The following is a 17,239-nucleotide window of genomic DNA, read 5'->3' as shown; positions in this document are numbered from 1 at the left end:
GCCACGCTAAACCTTCTCGTCGACGTCAAGGCAAGCACCCGAGAGCGCTGCCTGCGGTGGACGCCTGTGCGCTACCGCGGTCGGCGAGTGTTCCGCTCCGGCGCGGTGCGGTGCTCGACCAAGAACTCCGACATCGCCTCGGCGACCGCGGCGGGCTGATCGAGCATCGAAAGGACGTAGGCGTCATCGATTTCGACCAGTCTCGCCCCGGGGATCAGTTCGGCGAGCCTGCGGCCGTGCTCGCGCGGCATCACCTTGCCCGCCGACGACCACAGGATCAGCGCGTCGCCCTGGAAGTCGCGCAGTGCCTCGGTATTCGCGATCAATTCCGGCTTGCGGAACCCCGACTTGGTGTAGGCGAGCAGGTCGCGCCGAATCCCGGCATCCCGCAGCCCCGGTTCGGTCCAGTCGCGCACCAGCGCGTCGGACAGCGGGCGCCGCGCCATCCAACCGAACAGCAGCGGCGAGCGACGCAGCCATCGAACGCGTAATTGCCGCAGCGCCAGTGAAACGCCGCCCGGCAGATAGGTGGCGACGGTGGCCATCTTGCCCGGCAGGCCGGGCGGGAAATTGTCGAACGCCTCGCACGGCAGCACGATGAGCCTGCCGACGCGTTCGTCGAGCCCGTAGGCGGTGAGGAACAGCGCACCACCCCAATCGCTGTGCACGAGCGTGACATCCCGCAGATCCAATGCGGCGAGAAAATCGGCGACGAGTTGATTCAAGCCGCGCAAGCTCAGGTCCACACCCGGGCGCAGCGGTAGGGGGTGGGCGCCGAGCGGCAGGTCCGGCAGCACGTACCGGAAGCCGTCGGGCAGGACGTCGAGGACCTCGTCCCATACCGTGTGGTTCATCAGCAGGCCGTGCAACAGAACGACCGGCGGTCCTTCGCCGCGTTCGACGTAGTGCACCCGGCCCACCGGTAGTTCGACAACGGGCATGTCCGCCTCCATCCGAGCGATCGCTCTAGAGTAGTTGCTCTAGTCTGGAACGGTGACCGAGAAGATGTCAACCAGCACCCGGGAACGCCTCGTCACCGCGATGGCCGAGCTGATGCGAACGCAGGGCTACGCGGGCGCCAGCGTCAAGCAGCTCACCGTCGCCGCGGGCGCGCCGATGGGGTCGCTCTATCACCACTTCCCCGAGGGGAAACCGCAGATCGCCGCCGCGGCGCTGCGCACGTCCGGAGCCGCGTACCTGCAGTTGCTCCCTGTGCTGTTGGACGTCGACGATGACCTGCGCGAGGCGATTCCCGCCGCGTTCGCGTCGGCGGCCGAGCAGATCGAACAGACCGGCTGGATGAACATGTGCCCGGTCGGCACCGTCGCGGGCGAGGTCGCCGACAGCGAACCCGGGCTGCGCGAAGTCGCCGCCGAGGTCATCGCCTCCTGGATCGACGAGGGCGCCGACTACTTCGCCCGCCGCGGCTTGCCCGCACCGGACGCCCGCGAGCTCATCCTCGCCGTCCTCGCGGCGCTCGAGGGCGCTTTCGTGCTCAGCCGCACCCTTCGCTCGACCGAACCCCTGCACGCGGCCGGCCGATCGTTGCGCGCCCGCATCGAGCAGATGCTGAACGGGGCGGGCGAATAGGAGATCAATAGTCCGCCATCATCCGAGTGCCCCTCGCGGCGAATCCGGGCACACTGATTCGACGTCATCGACTCGAGGGCCTGCGGGGCGCCGGCAACCAACGGGCATGATCACGGAAGCCTGGGTTGACGACTCGGGGGTCTTCTCCAGTCTCGAGAATATTCCTGATGGACTCGACATTGGCCGTGAGCATCGCGCGGAAGGACTCCTCGGTAGCGCCCGCCGCGTGCGGTGTGACGAGAAACCTGTTGTTGCTCAACGTCATCAACCCGAGGGGATCGTCTTGCGCGGAAGGCGCGGGCACGATGTAATAGCCGTCCATGGCAGCGGCCGCGAGGCGACCGTCGAGCAGTGCGGCTCGCAACGGCGCTGGATCCACGAGTTCCGCTTGGGAAGTGTTGATCAGAATCGCGCCGGGCTTGACGGCAGCCAGCTGCGCTTCGCCGATCATCCGGTCCGTCTGCGGGCCGTATGAAGCATGGAGACTGATGACATCGGACTCGGCGAGCAGCTCGGGCAGCTCGACCCGGCGAGCGGGGATCTTTTGTTCCAGTTCGGGTTTCGCTGTTCGGCTCACGTAGGCCACCCGCATCCCGAACCCATCGGCCGCCATCCGGGCGACGATGGCACCGATGGTCCCCATTCCGATGATGCCGAGCGTCTTCGCATGAAGGTTGCGCCCCTTGATCTCGGGCCATCGACCGGCGTTCGTTTCCATCGTCAGGTCCGTGATCCGGCGCCACGCGTCGAGCATGAGACCGATCGTGAATTCCGCGACCGCACGTGCGTTGGCTCCGGGCGTGTTGGTCACCGCGATTCCCGCCGCAGTCGCTGCCGCGATATCGATGTATGGCTGATATCCGACGCCCATGAACGCGATGACTCGGAGGTCGTCGGCAGTGGACAGCGCGGTGGCGGTCGCGCGCTCCACACCACCGAGAATGTACGCGTCCTTGCCTATCAGCGCGCGCGCCAACTCGGCTTCGGATAGGTCGTGGCGACGAACATCGACTTCGAGATTCTTCCGCCGCAGCCATTCGGTATCGGCGGGTGTCGGATCAGCCCCGGTCAGCAAGGTGCGATAACGGCTCGATCGAGCGCTCATCGTCATGCTTCTTTCGCGGCGAGCCGGGTCGCGGTGTCTCGCAGCAACCGCGCACCCTCCAGCACCAGCTGCGGATCGCGGGCCAAGGCGACCCGAACGAACTCTCGCCCGCGCTCCGGCTGATTCCAGAAGAAGTTCGTCCCGGGTAGAACGTGGACTCCATCTCGAACCGCCGCATGGACGAAATCCTCGCAATCGCATCCCTCCCGGAGGCGTAGCCAGTCCACCGAAACGGGCGACCGCAAATCGGTGAGGAAATCCAATTCCGAATCCGCCAGGATCGACCGGAGGATATCCCGGTTCTGTAGTACAGCAGGCAGGATGCTGCGCTCTACGCCATTCGTGCAGCTGTCCTCGATGAATTCCGTCAGCACCCGGAGATGGAAAGGGGAGACGCTTTGCAACAGGTCGTCGTGCAGCCGGTACATGTCCTTGTACATATCCGGGCTGCATACCGTCAGTCCGACCTTGATTTCACTGGTGGGCCAGGTCTTGCCGGTGTCTTCGAGCACGATATATGAGATTCCCGATTCCTCCAGAACCTGGTACTGCGACCAACCGATGGGCTGAGGCGAGAAGAAGCGGAAGGAGGCGTCGAGGACCAGGGTGCAACGACGGTCGGCGCAACATTGGACCAGGGTTCTGAACTCCGGTTCCGACAGCGCCCATCCAGTGGGATTGTTGGGTGAGACCAACCAGATCACCGCAGGTTCGAGCCGAGCCACCGCCGCGGGCAGGCGTTCGACGGTGCACTCTTGTTCCGGCAGCGGTACGAGCTCGACATTCTCTCGGCGCAGGATCGATGAAATATTGTCGAAGACCGGCTCGATCAAGGCGACTCGTTTACCCGCGCGAGCGCAATGACTTACTACCATCGTGATGGCAGATGACGCGGAATACGACAGCATATACCTGGACACATCGCGATGCATCGGCTCGCCGGCCAGCCGCAGAAAAGCGGCGAGGAACGCTTCTTCCAGCTCGGATTGCGATTGCTTTCGCGCGTCGTGGAACAGCTCGGGGAACCGCTCGACGATGTTGTTCTGCGAAAGCGTCAGCGGTTGACGGCAATGAGCATCCGATAGGTTTACGGCTCGATCGAGACTGCGCCTCTCGTAGGTAGTGCTGGTGGTGTGCCCGAGCGGATTCGGAAGATTCGAACACTGCGTACGAGTAGATGTCACGGTTGGTAAACCTTCGAAGTGGTAGTTACATTTTGGTGCGTATGGCTTCGGGCGGGTCGCCGTTCACTCGGCTATATCCAGAAGCCGTCAGCCGGCAAGACCGAGGAATTAGACCGGCCGTCGGCTCCATGGCGAGCCTTTTCGCTCGGGCGGTGACGGAGTTTCGGCTCGAGGTGTCGGGAAGCGTTGCCCCCCGGTCTGGCCTTCGTCCACGGCGTGGGAATTGATCGGTGTCACGGCCGCGACTTCTGTTCGGTTTCGGCGTCCGGGAACCGAAGGGTCCGCGTGTTTCTCGGAGGTGTCATCCACGTGGGGCCGGGCCTCGAGCGAGCCGTAGATATCGTCGCCGAGGACAGCGTCCACTATCCGCCTTGTCGTGGTGACGATGAGTTCTCGACTCACTTCGTCGGGTGCCCCGGGGGTAGGGGCAGCGCGCGCCGCGATCCGGCCCAGCCCGATTCCCGCACCGATACCGATCGCGGTCGCGGATAGGAAGCCACCTGATGAACCGGCGAAGTCGACGGACTGACTCGCCAGGATGCTTCCCATGGCCACGCCCACCCACATCAGGCTGAAATGAAAGCCGAGGGCTTCACCGAGTGCGTCCTCGGATACCACGGCATTCATCCGATCGGTGCTGGCCGGGAAAACAGCACCGGCCAGCACGCCGACGATGAAAACGGCTATGGCCAGCGAAACCGGCCCCGTGGCCAGGGCGCAAGGCACCACGCCGATTCCGAGCCCGACCAGTAGGACATACGGCGAGATGGTTCTGGAGATCGCGCCGTAACCGTACCCACCGGCCACCGCACCGGCTGCGCCTATGGCGAGCACCAGCCCGATCGATTTCTTGGCGTGGAAATCGTGCATGACCGTGATGACACTCAGTTCCTCCGCACACAGGACGGCGGCGGCCGCGGCGTACCCGACATTCGGCGCCACGAACCCGATCTGCAACCAGAATCGCCGTGGGGTACGCCGTGCCACTCGGATCGGACCGGTTCGCAGCGGCGGGTTCTGTCGCAACAACACGATCCCGCAACCCACGGCCACCAGTCGGACGACGAGCAGCACCACCGCCGTATCCCAGATACTCATCGCCGCGACACCCAGCGGCGGCCCGACCAGTAGCGAGATATCCGCGGTCACCTCGTACGCGGCGAGCGCCGGTCGCCGCTCGCGTTCGGTCGTGGCGACCGTGATGGCCTGTTTCGCGACGTTGATGATCGGTATCTCGAACCATGCCGCCAACGCCGCGAGCAGCAGCAACAGCGGAAACGGGGCGAATGGCGCGATCAGCCAACAGATCCCGTTCACCACGATCGCCGGAGCCATGGTGGGCCGCAAGCCCGATCGATCGAGCCGCGGGCCGCGCTGTAGCTCGGTGCCTGCCATGCACAGATAGACCACGGTGCTCAATAGGCCCGCAGCACCGTAGGAGAGGTCCAACGTGTGCCGCACATGCATGACCAGCAACAGCGACTGGGAGTTGAGAACAGTCCGGAACAGCAGACTGAGCAAAATCATGTTGCATACTGTCCGATTCGCCAGAAGCTCTCGGTACGCTTTCACCCCCACTCACCTCTCGGGGTGCAACTCGTACTCCTGGAGCCGATCGGCGCGGTCTCGTTCAGGCGAACTCTCTGCCCATGTTCGCCACCATGACTTCGTGACCTATACGCACCACTTATTAGATTGTCGTGCGAGAACTGCCGTCTTCGACAAGTCATTCATCGACACGCAACGCTAGGCGACGGATGTCGTCTCGAGCAGGTCGCACAACTCTGGGATGGCGACAGAGAGAGCGTGCGCGAATCGGCGCAGGGGCTGTTCGATGCCCTTGGGTGCGCTGAGGTGGATGTTGAGACCGCCGGGCTGCACGAGGTAGCCGATCCCGATGCATCGGTCGGCCGCGGGCCCGAAACCGAAGAATCGAATATTGACCGATGACACGGCACTGGTGCTGAGATAGTCATCACGCAGAATTTGCCAGCCGGGAGATTCGTGCAGCGCGAGCGGCTTATCGTCGTGCTGTCGCTGGATTCGCAGTAGCTCCGCGAGGTGCCGTTCGGGAGCACGCCCCGCCTGGCAGTCTCTGGTGTGAGCGACGTGTACCCCCGCCGCGGTACGTAGCGCTTCGGCCCGAGCGGTGGCCGTGGCGGTCGAGTCGTTCATCAATGTGACGAAGCGAACCACTTCGGGGGTGACCACGCGGAGTGCCTCGGTGCGGCCGTGGCGGTAATGCCGCACGGCAACGGATTCATAGGTGGTGCCGAGCAACCCCCTGGACCGTTGATGAGCCAGTTGGTAAGCCATTTGCACCAACGCATCCGGTGATATTCCGAGCCGTTTGGCTGTGTCCGCGCCGAAGCCGTCGAACGTGACGACCTGCGTGGCGGTCTCGCCCGCCAGCTCGGCGAAGTCGGCTGAGGCTTGCCGAACCTCCTGCCGGACAGCCTCGTCGAGACGGAATTCGATCGGTGATATCGCGGGCGCCTGTCCTGGCTTTTCTGCCGAGATGGCTGTCGCGCTCGCCAGAACCGCGTCGCACAAGCCGGCCACAGTGGTTCCGTCCAGGCCGGACTCTTCGATGTTGACGCCGGCGCGACCATCGGCGAACACGATGAATGTCAACGCTTTGTCGTACCAGCGGTTCCCGCCGTCGCCGTGCATGAGCTGGTTACAGGCCGCGAGTTCGTCTCGGGGCGCGAAGTCGTCGAGCGCGACACAGAACAGCGCCGTTTCGATCGCTTCGAACGCGGCGACGTTGTCCGGATCTCCCATGAGGGCTTGGCGAGCCCTCGCCCAAGCCGTGCGTGGTCCAGTTGTCAGCGCACCCGGCGACGCCTCCGCGGCCGGATCGGCTGCCCTGATCGCGTCCAGCCCGGCGATCAGGTCCTCGACGGAATGCGGGGTGCCGTCTGGCGCGACAACGTCCATTCGAAACGCACGACTTCGGAAGAAGACGACGATGTGCCGGGCGGTCGGCGGCCCGGGTTCGGCGGCACTGTAGGCCGAGCGCACGGTGTCACACTCGATGCCGGGGATCCTGGTGGTGGAGAACAGGCGCCTGTTCTGATGCATGGACAGTGGCCTGCCGCGCAGTAGCACAGGCGACACCGTCTCGGCGTCGAGTTCGAATTTATACGCGGCGGTGCGGAAGATCAGGGCGGCGGCACGTTCTAGTTGCCCATGCCCCGAGTCCGGAAACAAGAAGAAGGAATTCGCGTTGTAGGCGATACTGTCCCGGTAGCCGAGATGGCGAGATTTCCAGAATCCGTCGAGCCAACTATGGACGCCGGGTGTTCGATCGAATCGCTCGATCTCGCTTTGCCATGTCCGTGCCGGACTGTCCGGCGCGAGGAACTGCTCCACAGCCGCTTTCGTGGCAGCGAGTTCCTCGTCGGTCAGCAACGGCGAGCACCTCTCGAGAAACCGCTCGCACGTTTCCTCCAACGTCGGGATGGGAAGCCGTGGCAATTGCTCGTCGTAATCGAATGTGCTGACGGGCATCTCGGTGGCGAGTTTCTCGGTCACCGTCAGAGTGTCTCATCGCAACCGCGACGACTGACTCCAGCGGTGGGAATGCCCGGTCGAGGCTTTTCCGCGGACAGTACGCGGATCCTCGAGCTGGGCTTGCCGCGGTCCACCGGCCCGGCTCGAGCATCGAACCCTAATCTCCGAACAGCCGTTGACCAGTGCGAACACCACCGCGGTCAATACCTCCCGCTCGTCGGTAGCGGCACCGTCGCCTTGTGAGCGCGCAGCGAACCCGCGGTGGCAGCGGCTCGACCGGAGCCCGCGACCCTGCGCGGTGCCAACCGCCGAGGTAGCTCGACAGCAGCCGCGAGACATCCAGCAGCGCAACATATCCCGGATGTTGTCGGGTACGGACGGGAACCGACGCCGGAAGCTGTCCGTCGACGGCGCGACGGGAGGTGGCATCGGCAAATGCGCATCCATACGCATGCCCCCGGATATCCGGGCCGACCCATATCCATGTCGAGGGCCACCTCCTGGTCGCCTTCGCCCAAGTAGTCTGTCCGGCGCGGTCTTATCGCTGTGTAGTCGAGCCGGTCATAAACCAGACGGAAGCGGACTAAAACAGACGAAAACGGATCGCGATATGCATTGCCGCAGCGATGGTTTCAGGGCCTTAATGGTTACAGCCGGGCAACCAGCAGGTCGAGCACCCCCCGGTGCAGGTAATCAACTCTGAAAAGGGGCAATGTCATGCCTACTATCACTTCGGTATCGCCGACTACGGGCCCGACTTCGGGGGGTAACAGTGTGGTTATCACCGGAACCGGATTCACCGGGCCGACCACGGTGCGATTCGGCGCGACCGCAACGACTTTCACCCTGGATTCCGATACGCAGATCACGGCGATCGCCCCGCCCGGCACCGGCACCGTACAGGTCACCGTTGACAATGCGGGCGGAATCAGCAATGGTTTTCCTTACACCTATGTCGTGCAGCCACCTGTAGTGGCCGCGGTGATTCCGAATTCCGGGCCGTCGACCGGTGGAACCTTGGTTTTGATCGTCGGAACCGGCTTCACCGGAGTTACTTCGGTCAACTTCGGTGCCACGCCGGCCACATTCTTCTTCGGAATCTCCAGTACGCTGATCGTCGCGATCGCTCCGCCGGGAACGGGTACGGTGCCGGTCACCGTCACCACTCCGGCCGGTACAAGTCCGGGAGTGCCGTACACGTATGTTTCGGTGCCGACGCTGATTTCGGTTTCGCCGAATACCGGGCCGGTGACCGGCGGTACCGCGGTCACGATCACCGGCACCGGATTCACCGGCGCCACCGGGGTGTTCTTCGGTTTCCTTCCGGCAGCGTCGTTCACGGTGAATTCCGACACGCAGATCACCGCGATCACCCCGGTGGGCTTCGGTCCGGTGCCGGTCACGGTCACCGGTCCGGGCGGCATCGCCACCGGCGTGTTCTTCATCTACAGCTGACGCCGCCGCCCGCATGTGTCCGAGCCTGAGGCGGTAGTACTGCGCAGGTGGCGGCATCCGAAGGCCGGAGGGGTCGACCCTGATGCACGGGTCGGCCCCTCCGGTCATGGTGACGTCGACTCCGGGTCGTCGAACGACTCGAGCGCCGTCGCCCCCGGCACCGGCACGGCGACCGCTGCGGCAGGCGAAGATCGGCAGGCGAACTAGCCGACACCCAGCTCTCGTCCACCCACCCCGGACGCGAATTCCCGCCAGCGCCAAGGTCCGCCCGCGTCGCGAGCCAGAGGTGGGGTGTCTTCCCCTGCGCCGGCGCGCAAACCGGAGAGCAAATGCCGGATGGCGTCGACCGCGGTGAACCGCGGCGTCCAGCCGAGTTCGGCCCGCGCGCGGCCGGTGTCCAGGATCGGCAGACGCATCACCGCGTCGAACAGGTCCGGGGCCGCGGGCAGGGTCCGCGCGTGCCACCCCATGGCGAGTGCGGCGCGGACGAGTCCGGGCGGCACGGACACCACCCGGGCGCCGAACAACTCGGCCAGCCGGAAGCGGTCGATCACCGGTTCCGCGGCCAGATTGAACGGCCCACGGGCGTCGGTGGCGATGGCCAGGGCATAGGCGCGACCGGCGTCGTCGCTGTGTACCGCCTGGAATCGCAGGCCACGCGGAAGCGGCAGGATCGGCGGGAGCCCGGGCCGGATCAGACGATTCGGCAGCAGCGGCCCGGCGAACAGTCGCCGCTGCTGGCTGGCGGTCTCCCGGCGGAAGATGAACCCTGGGCGCATCCGGACCACGCGGCGGTCCGGATTCTCGGCCTCGAACCGATCCAGCAGCCGTTCGACATAGGCCTTCTCACGGGTGTACGCGGCGGGCGGCCAGCCATCGGTCGGCCAGCTCTCCGGCACCGGCTCGTCGTCGTGGCACGGGGAGTAGGCGCCGACCGACGAGGCGTAGATGAAAGCCGGGACCTGCGCCGCGGCCACGGCACGCAGCACGCGCTCGGTGCCGCCGACATTCGCGCGCCAAGTGACCATGGGCTGGTGAGTGGGCTGGAACAGCCATGCCAAGTGCACCACCGCGTCGGCGCCGTGGAAGTGGGATTCCAGGTCGTCGGTTCGCATGTCCGCCCGCACCCATTCGACGCCATCCCAAGACTTGCTCGGGACGCGTCGCGCGATTCCCACGATCGAACCGACCCCCGCTTCGGCCGACAGGGTCTCCAGCAAGCTCGTCCCCACGTTTCCGGTGGCACCGACCACGACTACGCGCATATCTGCTCCTCGGCTCGGCGGCGAGATTCGACAGCGATGTACCCGGCTTCCGGACGACGACACCCGGACATCCGTTCCAGCTGGATAAAGATGGAAACAGGCGGGGAGGGCGGCCGCGTGGCCACCCTCCCCGCCTGTCGTCGGGAAGAGCTCAGATATCGGATTCGGCGAGGCGCCGGGACAGCAGCTCTTTACCCATCCGACCGCCCTTACGGCTGTCGGCCTGCGCCTTGCGGAAGAATTCCACCAGCTCGCTGTCTCCGTCGCGTTCCGCGTCCCGGATGAACGTATCCAGACGCAGAGCATTCTCCAGGGACGCTTCGACGAACCAGATCAGGTTGTAATCCTTGTCCCTGGTGCCGGTAACGGTGCCCGTTTCCCGCTGCTCGGCCATCTCCACTCCTCTCGCCTCTTCGTCGTCGAGCGGCGCGCCTGCTCAGTCCCGTCCGAGCGCGTGCGCCAGCTCCTTCTTCGTCATCTTCGAGCGGCCTTCGACATTGCGTTTCTTGGCCTCGTTGTACAGCTGGTCGCGCGTCGGCCCTTGTGCGCCGCTGTGCGAACGCTGTCCGCCGCGCTGTTGCGGCGACTTGTCGTTGGTCGACGTCTTGCTCGCGGTCTTGGACTGCCCGGACTGGGCGCGGTTCTTGTTGACCGTGCGAGCGGCGATCTCCTTCGCGCGATCGGTGCTCGCGCCGCGGGTTTTCGCGGAGTCCTTGATGTGCTCGTATTGGCGTTCCTGCTTGTCCGACCAAGCCTTCGGCATGTGATCACCTCCTGTGACGGCGGTTTACCCAGCAGATCGCCGCGCAATCCGGCTCGGGTCGGCCGCTTGCTGCCTCCGCTGCCCGAGCGCTCGACGTCTGCCGTGGTCGTAGCGACCGGCAGTCATCGAGCGGGGACGATTCGTCAGCAGTTGGAGGGCGCGGGCTCTCCGCGAACCCGGCCTTCGAGCCATGCCGCCACCGCAGGAGCGCCCACGGCCGCCGCGGACAGATGGTCGATCGCGGGCACGTGCACCATCTGAACCGGTACCCCGGCCCCGCACCACCGTCGGGCGGTGTTGTCGATGGCACTGATCGGAATCAGCGGGTCTGTCGGCGAATGCCATTCGAAGATCGGAGTTTCCGGAGCGCTGCCGTAGAGCTCGACGCTGTTCTCCTCCACCACCGACCAGGCCTGGGGCATGTCGAAGACCGAGGTGCTGTCGGTCATCTCGCGCGCGCTGCCGCCGGCGCCGATGGCAAGGATTTCGTTAGTGCAGCTGTTGGCCATGGCGTCACGGAGCGCGCGGCCGCGCCCGTTGAGATTCGAGCTGATCACCACGCGATCCGGGTACTCCCGCTCCAGGCCGATCGCCGCCGCCATGGCCAGACCGAAGGCCGGGTGCGGATTCAAACCCAGCCCCTCCGCCATCGCCACCAGGTTCATCGGAGCGCCGCCGAAGGCCGCGCCTGCCAGCCGCACGTCAGGTGCGTAGGACGGTTGGAGCGCTGCCGCCCAGGCCGTGGCGAGACCGCCGCCGGAGTAGCCGGCCAGCGCCACTGGGCTCTGCTGAACGGCGAGTTCGGGCAGTTGTCTCGCCGCCCGGATACCGTCCAGCGTGATCTGGCCGCCCAAACGTCCGGCTCCGAGTGCGAACTGCGGTCCGAGATGGTCCGGCAGCGCCAGGCTCCAGCCCTGTTGGACCATCACGTTCAGCATCGGCGTCGCCATCGTCAAATTGAAATCGTTCTCGTAGAGCAGGTGCGATACCGCGCAGCCGGTACCGAGCGAATTGATGAAGTGCTGATACGACAACAGTGGCATGCCGGGCCGCTGGAAGGCGGGGGTGATGATCGTGGTGGTGGCCGCGATCGGCGCGCCGTGCGAGTTGGTGGAACGGAACTCGACCAGCCGGACGGCGGCGCCCGGGAAGGAAGCCAGCGGCGGCAAGGGCCGCACCGCGAGCACGTCACCTGGTCGGTGCGCCGCCAGATCGGCTGGGGCGGCGTAGAACGGATCCGGATCGGGCAGCGGATATATCGGCTCCGCGGTTGCCGTCGTCGACAGCAGCAGGCTGAGTGCCATGCCGCCGACCGCGCCGAGGACACGGACCGAACCCATGCGCCCGCTGCCCAGGATACGAAGAAATGGACGAGTCACGACCGTTGACCTCCAAGGGTAGTTCGCCGCATTCGTCGATCAGCTGGCTGGGTTGATGTCCCTCAGCAAATTACCAGCGACACATGGGGTGAAACCGAAATCGGTCAGAAAGGCCGTTTTACGGGCGATAGAACTTCGAATTCTCCGGCTCTACTGCGGGTATCCTGGTCTCCAGCAATCCTTTGGCCATTCTGGTTCGTTGCGTCGATTCGAAGCCGATGACGCGGTGGCGCATCGCCGGGATCGGGTCCGCGATATGTGGGGTCGCCACCGGCCACGCCCGCCTGGGCGACGGCCGTTCGGCTGCGGCGCGTCCTGCGCGCGGTCGGGCGGCCCGGCAATCGCCCGGGGGTTGCGACGAGGGGCGAGCACGGCTTGGCTGGATCACATACACAGTGACGAGGTGCAGGACGAAGGAAGGAGCGGTCATGTCCAAGGCAGCAACCGAGAAGGTCCGCGCATCCGGCTCCGAGGCGCGGGAGACGGCACCGCCGGTGCCCGGCACCGAGACCGAATCGAAGGCCGAATCGAAGACCGGGTCGCACCCCGCGACCACCGCCCGCGCCGGGTTGCGCGTGCCGGTTCCCACGATCGGCATGCGGATGGCCCGCATTCCGCTTCCGCCCGGGCCGCGCACCGTCGCGACCGGAGTTTCGTCGGCGACCACGGCGGTGCGCAATCGGGTACCGGATCGGGAGTCGTTGCTCTATTTCGGCGGGCTCGGGGCGGCGGCGGTCACCGGGCTGGTGTCGTGGCCGGTCGCCGGGGCGATCGGCGTCGGCGTCTGGGTGGCCGAGCATGCTCGTCGTGCTCCGGAGACCGTGCGGAGTGGGAGCGAAGGGTGATCTGATGTCGGCATCGCTCGCCGCTCCCCGGCTTCGACGTGCCGCCCGAGTGCGGCGGTTTGCGCGGTCCGGGCGCCGGGTTGTGTAATCCGGTGCACGTCACGTCGTCGTGTGGCCGATTTCGATGGCCGAATCCGGTTCCGCCACAGGACGCCCCGCTCTGCGTGACGAACGGAGCCGTCCGGCGCTACGGGCGCAAGAATGTCGTTCACCACCAGCGCCGGCGCTGCAAGGACAGGAGTTCGCGAGGGCTACCAGTCGACCACGCCTAGCTCGTGGAGCTTGCGGAAGACCAGCATCGAACCGGGTGCCACGTGATCCATCGCGGCGTACTCGCTCACGGTGAAGTAGCGCAGTTCGGCGATCTCGCTGGTCGGGCGCGGGTCGCCGTCGAGTTCCGCGGTGAAGCAGGTCATGTGCAGGCGGGTGCCGGGGGAGTGGCCGTACGCCTCGGCGTGGAACACCCCGAGTTCGTCGCAGGAGACGACGCCGACACCGAGTTCCTCGCGCACTTCGCGGTGCAGTGCCGCCTCGGGTGTTTCGCCGGGGTCGATCTTGCCGCCGGCCATGTAGAAGACGTCTTTGCCTGCCGAGCGCGCCTGCAGTAGGCGGCGATCCCGGATATGGGCCAGCGCGGACGTGCGAATCACCGGCCCACTGTACTGAGCGGCCCGGACGGGACGCCAACCGGATTTCGCGCGGATCGGCCGGCTCAGCGCTCGAGGACGGCGCGGTGCAGCAGTTCGCCGATGCGCCGGTGGATCAGCGCGGTATCGTCCCCGTCGGCGACGAACTCCAGGAACAGCGCCGCACCCGCCGCCAGTGCGATGACAGCCCTGGCGTCGAGTTCGGCCTGCCCGCGGGGTTCGGTGGCCTCCGGCCGGACAGTCCCGCCACGGCGTCCGGCCGTGTCGCCCGCAGCGAAGAGTTGGGCCGCCGGTGTGCTGAACCCGGCCCACAGCCGGTGGCGCAAGTGCGGGTCGTGATCCAGCGCGGTCAACAGCCCCGGGACGGCGGCGCGAACATCGCCGCGCGCGAACAATTCCCGGCTGCCGCGCAGCACCCACTCGATCCACCCGCTCTGGTCGGTGCCCTCGAACGGGCCCAGGTCGGGTGTCTCACCCAGAACGGCGTGCAGCACCAACTCCGCCTTCGATTGCCAGCGGCGACCGATGGACGCCCGGCCGACTCCGGCGCGTGCCGCCACCGCCCGGACGCTCAACTCGTCCCATCCGACTTCGGCCAACATCTCCCGGACGGTCGCCAGCACACGCTGCTCGACCGACTCGTCCCGAGGCCGGCCGACGCTCCGAGGCTCCGACCGCGGGTCCTGTGCCGTTTCGCCCATGCCGCTTCCCGCCTTCTATTACGATGCCACTGGCATCGAATTTATGCCGATGCTTCGGGCAATTGTCGCGGCGCGCCGAAGGCGCCCCGTGGCCGACCCGGACAGGTGAGCTCAGGTGACGAAGGAATGAGATGGGCGGACGAAACGGTCGACCGTGGACGGCGGCGCGGGGAACGGAAACGCGGGAGCGGTCGACCGGAAACGACAAGGGGTAGCCGGGATGCGAATCGCGGTCACCGGCGGCACCGGCTACCTGGGTGCGCACACAGTTTCCGCACTGCTGCGCGCGGGGCACAGCGTCGTCCTGCTGGTCCATCCGAGCGAATCGGTCCCGGCGGCGGTCGGCATGTTCGATGCCGGGCCCGAAGCGCTGTCGGTGCTGCCGGGCGACATCCGGGATCCGAAGGTGGTTGAGGCGTTGCTCGACGGATGCGACGCCGTCCTGCACGCGGCGGGCGTGGTCGGCACCGACAACCGGCGCGAGCAGTTGATGTGGGAGGTCAACGCCGACGCGACGGCCACCGTGCTGGCCCGCGCGACAGCGCTCGGACTTGACCCGATCGTGCACGTCGCCAGCTACAGCGCGCTTTTCCCCAGCCCCGATCCGGTCATCACGCCCGACAGCCCGACCGCGCCCGGCCGCAGCGCCTACGGCCGCACCAAGTCGGCCGCCGATCGGATCGCCCGGGCGTTGCAGGCCGCGGGTGCGCCGATCGTGATCACCTACCCCTCCAGCGTCGTCGGCCCTGGTCTCGGCGCACAGGCCGGGATCACCTCCGACGGCTGGGGCGCGATTCTGCGGGCCCGGATCGCGCCGCGGATTCGCGGCGGGATGCAGATGATCGACGTCCGGGACGTGGCCGCCGTGCACGCCGCCGTCATGCGTCCCGGTCTCGGACCGCGGCGCTATCTGTGCGGCGGTCACCTGGTGGCGTTCGACGAGATCGTGGACATCCTGGAAAGCGCTGCCGGGCAGCGGATCCGGCGGGTCCCGGTGCCGAAGGCCGCGCTGCTGGGAATCGGGCGGCTCACCGACGCCGCCGCCCTATTCCTGCCGATCAGCGCCGGGCTCAGCTACGAGGCCGCGTGGTTGCTGACCACTGCCACGCCGACCGACGATTCCCGGACCCTGGCCGAGCTCGATGTGCGATGGCGGCCCATCCGGGACGCCATCGTCGAATCCGTGCGGCGCGAGAACGGTTCGCGCACGTGAGCGAACGCGAGCCGGTCAGATCAGCTCGCGGGATACGGCGGCGACGAGACCGCCGTCGATGATCAGATCCTGGCCGTTGACGTAGGACGCCTCGGCGGACGCGAGGAATGCCACGGCGTCGGCCACATCGTCGGCGGTACCCAACCGGCGGCTCGCCACTTCGGCCAGCACGGCGGTGTGCGCGTCGGGGCTGACGTTGTCGTGGAACATCGGAGTCTCGATGTACCCGGGGCTCACGGAATTGACCCGGATTCCTGTGGGTCCCAGCTCCGCCGCGAGGGTATGGGCCAGGTTGTGCACGGCCGCCTTGGTCGCCGCGTACAGCGAGGCCCCGGGCAGGCCGCGATGCAGCGTCCACGACGCGTTGATGACGACCGCGGCGTGCGCGGACAGCAGCGGCAGGGCTTTCTGGATGGTGAAGAACACGCCTTTGAAGTTCGTGTCCACGACGCGGTCGAACTCGTCCTCGGTGATCTCGGCGTTCGGCTGGAAGGACGCGACCCCCGCGTTGGCGAACACGACATCGAGGCGGCCGTGCCGGTCGCGGATGGCGGCGGTGAGCGTGTCGAGGTCGGCGAGACGCGCGGCGTCGGCTCGGATCGCGAACACGCGGTCGCCGCCGTGCAATGCGTCTGCCGCGGCGTCCAATCGCGTCCGGTCCCGGCCGGTGATGACCACCTGCGCGCCTTCGGTGAGCAGCCGTCGTGCGGTGGCCAGCCCCATGCCGCTCGAGCCGCCGGTGATGAGCGCGACCTTGCCGTCGAATCGGGAGATGTTGTGCGTCATGGGAATCAGCGTGCCGAAGCATCCCGGGACCGAACAGTGTCCAGTTGACCTAGGTGTGGCACCACCAGGTTGCGGTCACGCCGGGGCGAGTTGGATGCGCATCAGCCCGTCGACCCGTCGGGCGGTGCCGGGTTGTGGGTTGTAGAGCACCAGGAACCAGTCCGGATGGTCGGCCACCGCGAGGGTAGTCGTGTCGAACAGCAGTTCACCGGCTTCGGGATGGCGCACCGCCTTCACCGCTTGGACGGCGGCGCCCACGTCGTGGCGGGCCCACAGCCGGGCGAACTCGGGACTCGCGGCGGCGAGTTCGCCGACCACCCTGGTGAACTCGGGATCGTCGGGGGCGTGCGCGGCGTCGGCGCGGAAAGCGGCCACGACCGCGGGCGCGATCGCGGTCCATGCCACGTGCATGGCGCGGTACCTGGCGTTGGTGAAAAAGCTGATCAGGCAGTTCTGGTCGGCGTCGCTGAATCCGAAGACAATTCGTGCCGCGTCGTTGACCGCGAGCAGATTCCAGTAGCGGTCACGCAGCACCGCCGGGCGCGATCCCCACGCGTCGAGCAACCGGTGCAGCTCGGGGGTGACCTCGGTGTCGCGGGCCGGGCCCGGCGGCGGCGGATTGAGACCGGCGAGCAGATACAGGTGTGACCGTTCCGGTCCGGAAAGGCGCAGTGCCGCGCCGACCGCGTCGAGGACCTCCGCCGACACGGTGATATCGCGTCCCTGCTCCAGCCACGTGTACCAGGACACGCCCACTCCCGCGAGCATCGCGACTTCCTCTCGTCGCAGG

At 66.6% G+C, this 17,239-nt stretch carries 18 protein-coding genes; 4 read left to right on the top strand and 14 right to left on the bottom strand.

Annotation, left to right across the window (positions count from 1 at the left end):
* Positions 1 to 71: 71 nt before the first annotated feature.
* Positions 72 to 941, bottom strand: a complete 870-nt coding sequence (locus NA8_RS08820; protein ID WP_063050054.1) for an alpha/beta fold hydrolase — start codon at positions 939 to 941, stop codon at positions 72 to 74.
* Positions 942 to 1,005: 64 nt separating this feature from the next.
* Between NA8_RS08820 and NA8_RS08815 the strand changes: the two genes are divergently transcribed.
* Positions 1,006 to 1,590, top strand: a complete 585-nt coding sequence (locus NA8_RS08815) for a TetR/AcrR family transcriptional regulator (protein WP_063050053.1) — start codon at positions 1,006 to 1,008, stop codon at positions 1,588 to 1,590.
* Between the two features lie 64 nt (positions 1,591 to 1,654).
* Here the strand turns inward: NA8_RS08815 and NA8_RS08810 are convergent, their stop codons facing one another.
* The 4 genes from NA8_RS08810 to NA8_RS08795 all read right to left on the bottom strand — a co-directional run bounded on the left by NA8_RS08810 (position 1,655) and on the right by NA8_RS08795 (position 7,416).
* Positions 1,655 to 2,695 (bottom strand): 2-hydroxyacid dehydrogenase, encoded by a 1,041-nt coding sequence (locus tag NA8_RS08810; RefSeq protein WP_169810473.1) that lies wholly within the window; start codon positions 2,693 to 2,695, stop codon positions 1,655 to 1,657.
* A 2-nt stretch (positions 2,696 to 2,697) separates the two neighbouring features.
* A complete protein-coding gene (locus NA8_RS08805; protein WP_084466631.1) occupies positions 2,698 to 3,879 on the bottom strand; it encodes a pyridoxal phosphate-dependent aminotransferase in 1,182 nt (393 codons plus the stop codon).
* A 108-nt stretch (positions 3,880 to 3,987) separates the two neighbouring features.
* A complete protein-coding gene (locus tag NA8_RS08800) occupies positions 3,988 to 5,406 on the bottom strand; it encodes an MFS transporter (RefSeq protein ID WP_063049891.1) in 1,419 nt (472 codons plus the stop codon).
* 219 nt (positions 5,407 to 5,625) lie between these two features.
* Positions 5,626 to 7,416, bottom strand: a complete 1,791-nt coding sequence (locus NA8_RS08795) for a choline/carnitine O-acyltransferase (protein WP_245663725.1) — start codon at positions 7,414 to 7,416, stop codon at positions 5,626 to 5,628.
* A gap of 696 nt (positions 7,417 to 8,112) precedes the next feature.
* Between NA8_RS08795 and NA8_RS08790 the strand changes: the two genes are divergently transcribed.
* Positions 8,113 to 8,850: an IPT/TIG domain-containing protein gene (locus tag NA8_RS08790; RefSeq protein ID WP_084466630.1), complete on the top strand. Its 738-nt coding sequence runs from the start codon at positions 8,113 to 8,115 to the stop codon at positions 8,848 to 8,850.
* A 203-nt stretch (positions 8,851 to 9,053) separates the two neighbouring features.
* Here the strand turns inward: NA8_RS08790 and NA8_RS08785 are convergent, their stop codons facing one another.
* The 5 genes from NA8_RS08785 to NA8_RS33600 all read right to left on the bottom strand — a co-directional run bounded on the left by NA8_RS08785 (position 9,054) and on the right by NA8_RS33600 (position 12,528).
* Positions 9,054 to 10,115, bottom strand: coding sequence for an NAD-dependent epimerase/dehydratase family protein (locus NA8_RS08785; protein ID WP_063049889.1), 1,062 nt, complete (start codon positions 10,113 to 10,115; stop codon positions 9,054 to 9,056).
* Positions 10,116 to 10,266: 151 nt separating this feature from the next.
* Complete coding sequence (locus NA8_RS08780; RefSeq protein ID WP_063050051.1) at positions 10,267 to 10,509, bottom strand: hypothetical protein; 243 nt, start codon at positions 10,507 to 10,509, stop codon at positions 10,267 to 10,269.
* 42 nt (positions 10,510 to 10,551) lie between these two features.
* Positions 10,552 to 10,878 (bottom strand): hypothetical protein, encoded by a 327-nt coding sequence (locus NA8_RS08775; RefSeq protein WP_063049888.1) that lies wholly within the window; start codon positions 10,876 to 10,878, stop codon positions 10,552 to 10,554.
* Positions 10,879 to 11,021: 143 nt separating this feature from the next.
* On the bottom strand, positions 11,022 to 12,218 hold the full coding sequence (locus NA8_RS08770) for a lipase family protein (protein ID WP_063049887.1): 1,197 nt from the start codon (positions 12,216 to 12,218) through the stop codon (positions 11,022 to 11,024).
* A gap of 157 nt (positions 12,219 to 12,375) precedes the next feature.
* Positions 12,376 to 12,528, bottom strand: coding sequence for a hypothetical protein (locus tag NA8_RS33600; RefSeq protein ID WP_157106600.1), 153 nt, complete (start codon positions 12,526 to 12,528; stop codon positions 12,376 to 12,378).
* 157 nt (positions 12,529 to 12,685) lie between these two features.
* On the opposite strand from NA8_RS33600, the gene NA8_RS08765 reads away from it, so the two are divergent.
* Entirely contained in the window at positions 12,686 to 13,102 is a 417-nt protein-coding gene (locus NA8_RS08765; RefSeq protein ID WP_063049886.1) for a hypothetical protein, read from the top strand.
* A gap of 251 nt (positions 13,103 to 13,353) precedes the next feature.
* Here NA8_RS08765 and NA8_RS08760 read toward each other — a convergent pair whose 3' ends face one another.
* Entirely contained in the window at positions 13,354 to 13,752 is a 399-nt protein-coding gene (locus NA8_RS08760; RefSeq protein WP_040866298.1) for an NUDIX hydrolase, read from the bottom strand.
* 62 nt (positions 13,753 to 13,814) lie between these two features.
* Positions 13,815 to 14,450 (bottom strand): TetR/AcrR family transcriptional regulator, encoded by a 636-nt coding sequence (locus tag NA8_RS08755; protein ID WP_063049885.1) that lies wholly within the window; start codon positions 14,448 to 14,450, stop codon positions 13,815 to 13,817.
* Between the two features lie 220 nt (positions 14,451 to 14,670).
* Here NA8_RS08755 and NA8_RS08750 point away from each other — a divergent pair, with 220 nt between their 5' ends.
* A complete protein-coding gene (locus NA8_RS08750; protein ID WP_063049884.1) occupies positions 14,671 to 15,663 on the top strand; it encodes an NAD-dependent epimerase/dehydratase family protein in 993 nt (330 codons plus the stop codon).
* Positions 15,664 to 15,678: 15 nt separating this feature from the next.
* Here NA8_RS08750 and NA8_RS08745 read toward each other — a convergent pair whose 3' ends face one another.
* Complete coding sequence (locus NA8_RS08745) at positions 15,679 to 16,449, bottom strand: glucose 1-dehydrogenase (RefSeq protein ID WP_063049883.1); 771 nt, start codon at positions 16,447 to 16,449, stop codon at positions 15,679 to 15,681.
* 75 nt (positions 16,450 to 16,524) lie between these two features.
* Positions 16,525 to 17,239: helix-turn-helix transcriptional regulator (locus NA8_RS08740; protein ID WP_063049882.1), on the bottom strand; the 715-nt coding region annotated here is incomplete at its 5' end.

It is taken from the genome of Nocardia arthritidis NBRC 100137 (assembly GCF_001612765.1).
Classification (GTDB): Bacteria; Actinomycetota; Actinomycetes; order Mycobacteriales; family Mycobacteriaceae; genus Nocardia; species Nocardia arthritidis.
This window is presented reverse-complemented; position numbering and strand designations above follow the sequence as displayed.

Coding starts and splice junctions, on each gene's coding strand:
- NA8_RS08820 (WP_063050054.1), bottom strand. CDS start 941: ATGCCCGTTGTCGAACTACCGGTGGGCCGGGTGCACTACGTCGAACGC.
- NA8_RS08815 (WP_063050053.1), top strand. CDS start 1,006: ATGTCAACCAGCACCCGGGAACGCCTCGTCACCGCGATGGCCGAGCTG.
- NA8_RS08810 (WP_169810473.1), bottom strand. CDS start 2,695: ATGAGCGCTCGATCGAGCCGTTATCGCACCTTGCTGACCGGGGCTGAT.
- NA8_RS08800 (WP_063049891.1), bottom strand. CDS start 5,406: ATGATTTTGCTCAGTCTGCTGTTCCGGACTGTTCTCAACTCCCAGTCG.
- NA8_RS08790 (WP_084466630.1), top strand. CDS start 8,113: ATGCCTACTATCACTTCGGTATCGCCGACTACGGGCCCGACTTCGGGG.
- NA8_RS08785 (WP_063049889.1), bottom strand. CDS start 10,115: ATGCGCGTAGTCGTGGTCGGTGCCACCGGAAACGTGGGGACGAGCTTG.
- NA8_RS08780 (WP_063050051.1), bottom strand. CDS start 10,509: ATGGCCGAGCAGCGGGAAACGGGCACCGTTACCGGCACCAGGGACAAG.
- NA8_RS08775 (WP_063049888.1), bottom strand. CDS start 10,878: ATGCCGAAGGCTTGGTCGGACAAGCAGGAACGCCAATACGAGCACATC.
- NA8_RS08770 (WP_063049887.1), bottom strand. CDS start 12,218: ATGGGTTCGGTCCGTGTCCTCGGCGCGGTCGGCGGCATGGCACTCAGC.
- NA8_RS08765 (WP_063049886.1), top strand. CDS start 12,686: ATGTCCAAGGCAGCAACCGAGAAGGTCCGCGCATCCGGCTCCGAGGCG.
- NA8_RS08755 (WP_063049885.1), bottom strand. CDS start 14,450: ATGGGCGAAACGGCACAGGACCCGCGGTCGGAGCCTCGGAGCGTCGGC.
- NA8_RS08750 (WP_063049884.1), top strand. CDS start 14,671: ATGCGAATCGCGGTCACCGGCGGCACCGGCTACCTGGGTGCGCACACA.
- NA8_RS08745 (WP_063049883.1), bottom strand. CDS start 16,449: ATGACGCACAACATCTCCCGATTCGACGGCAAGGTCGCGCTCATCACC.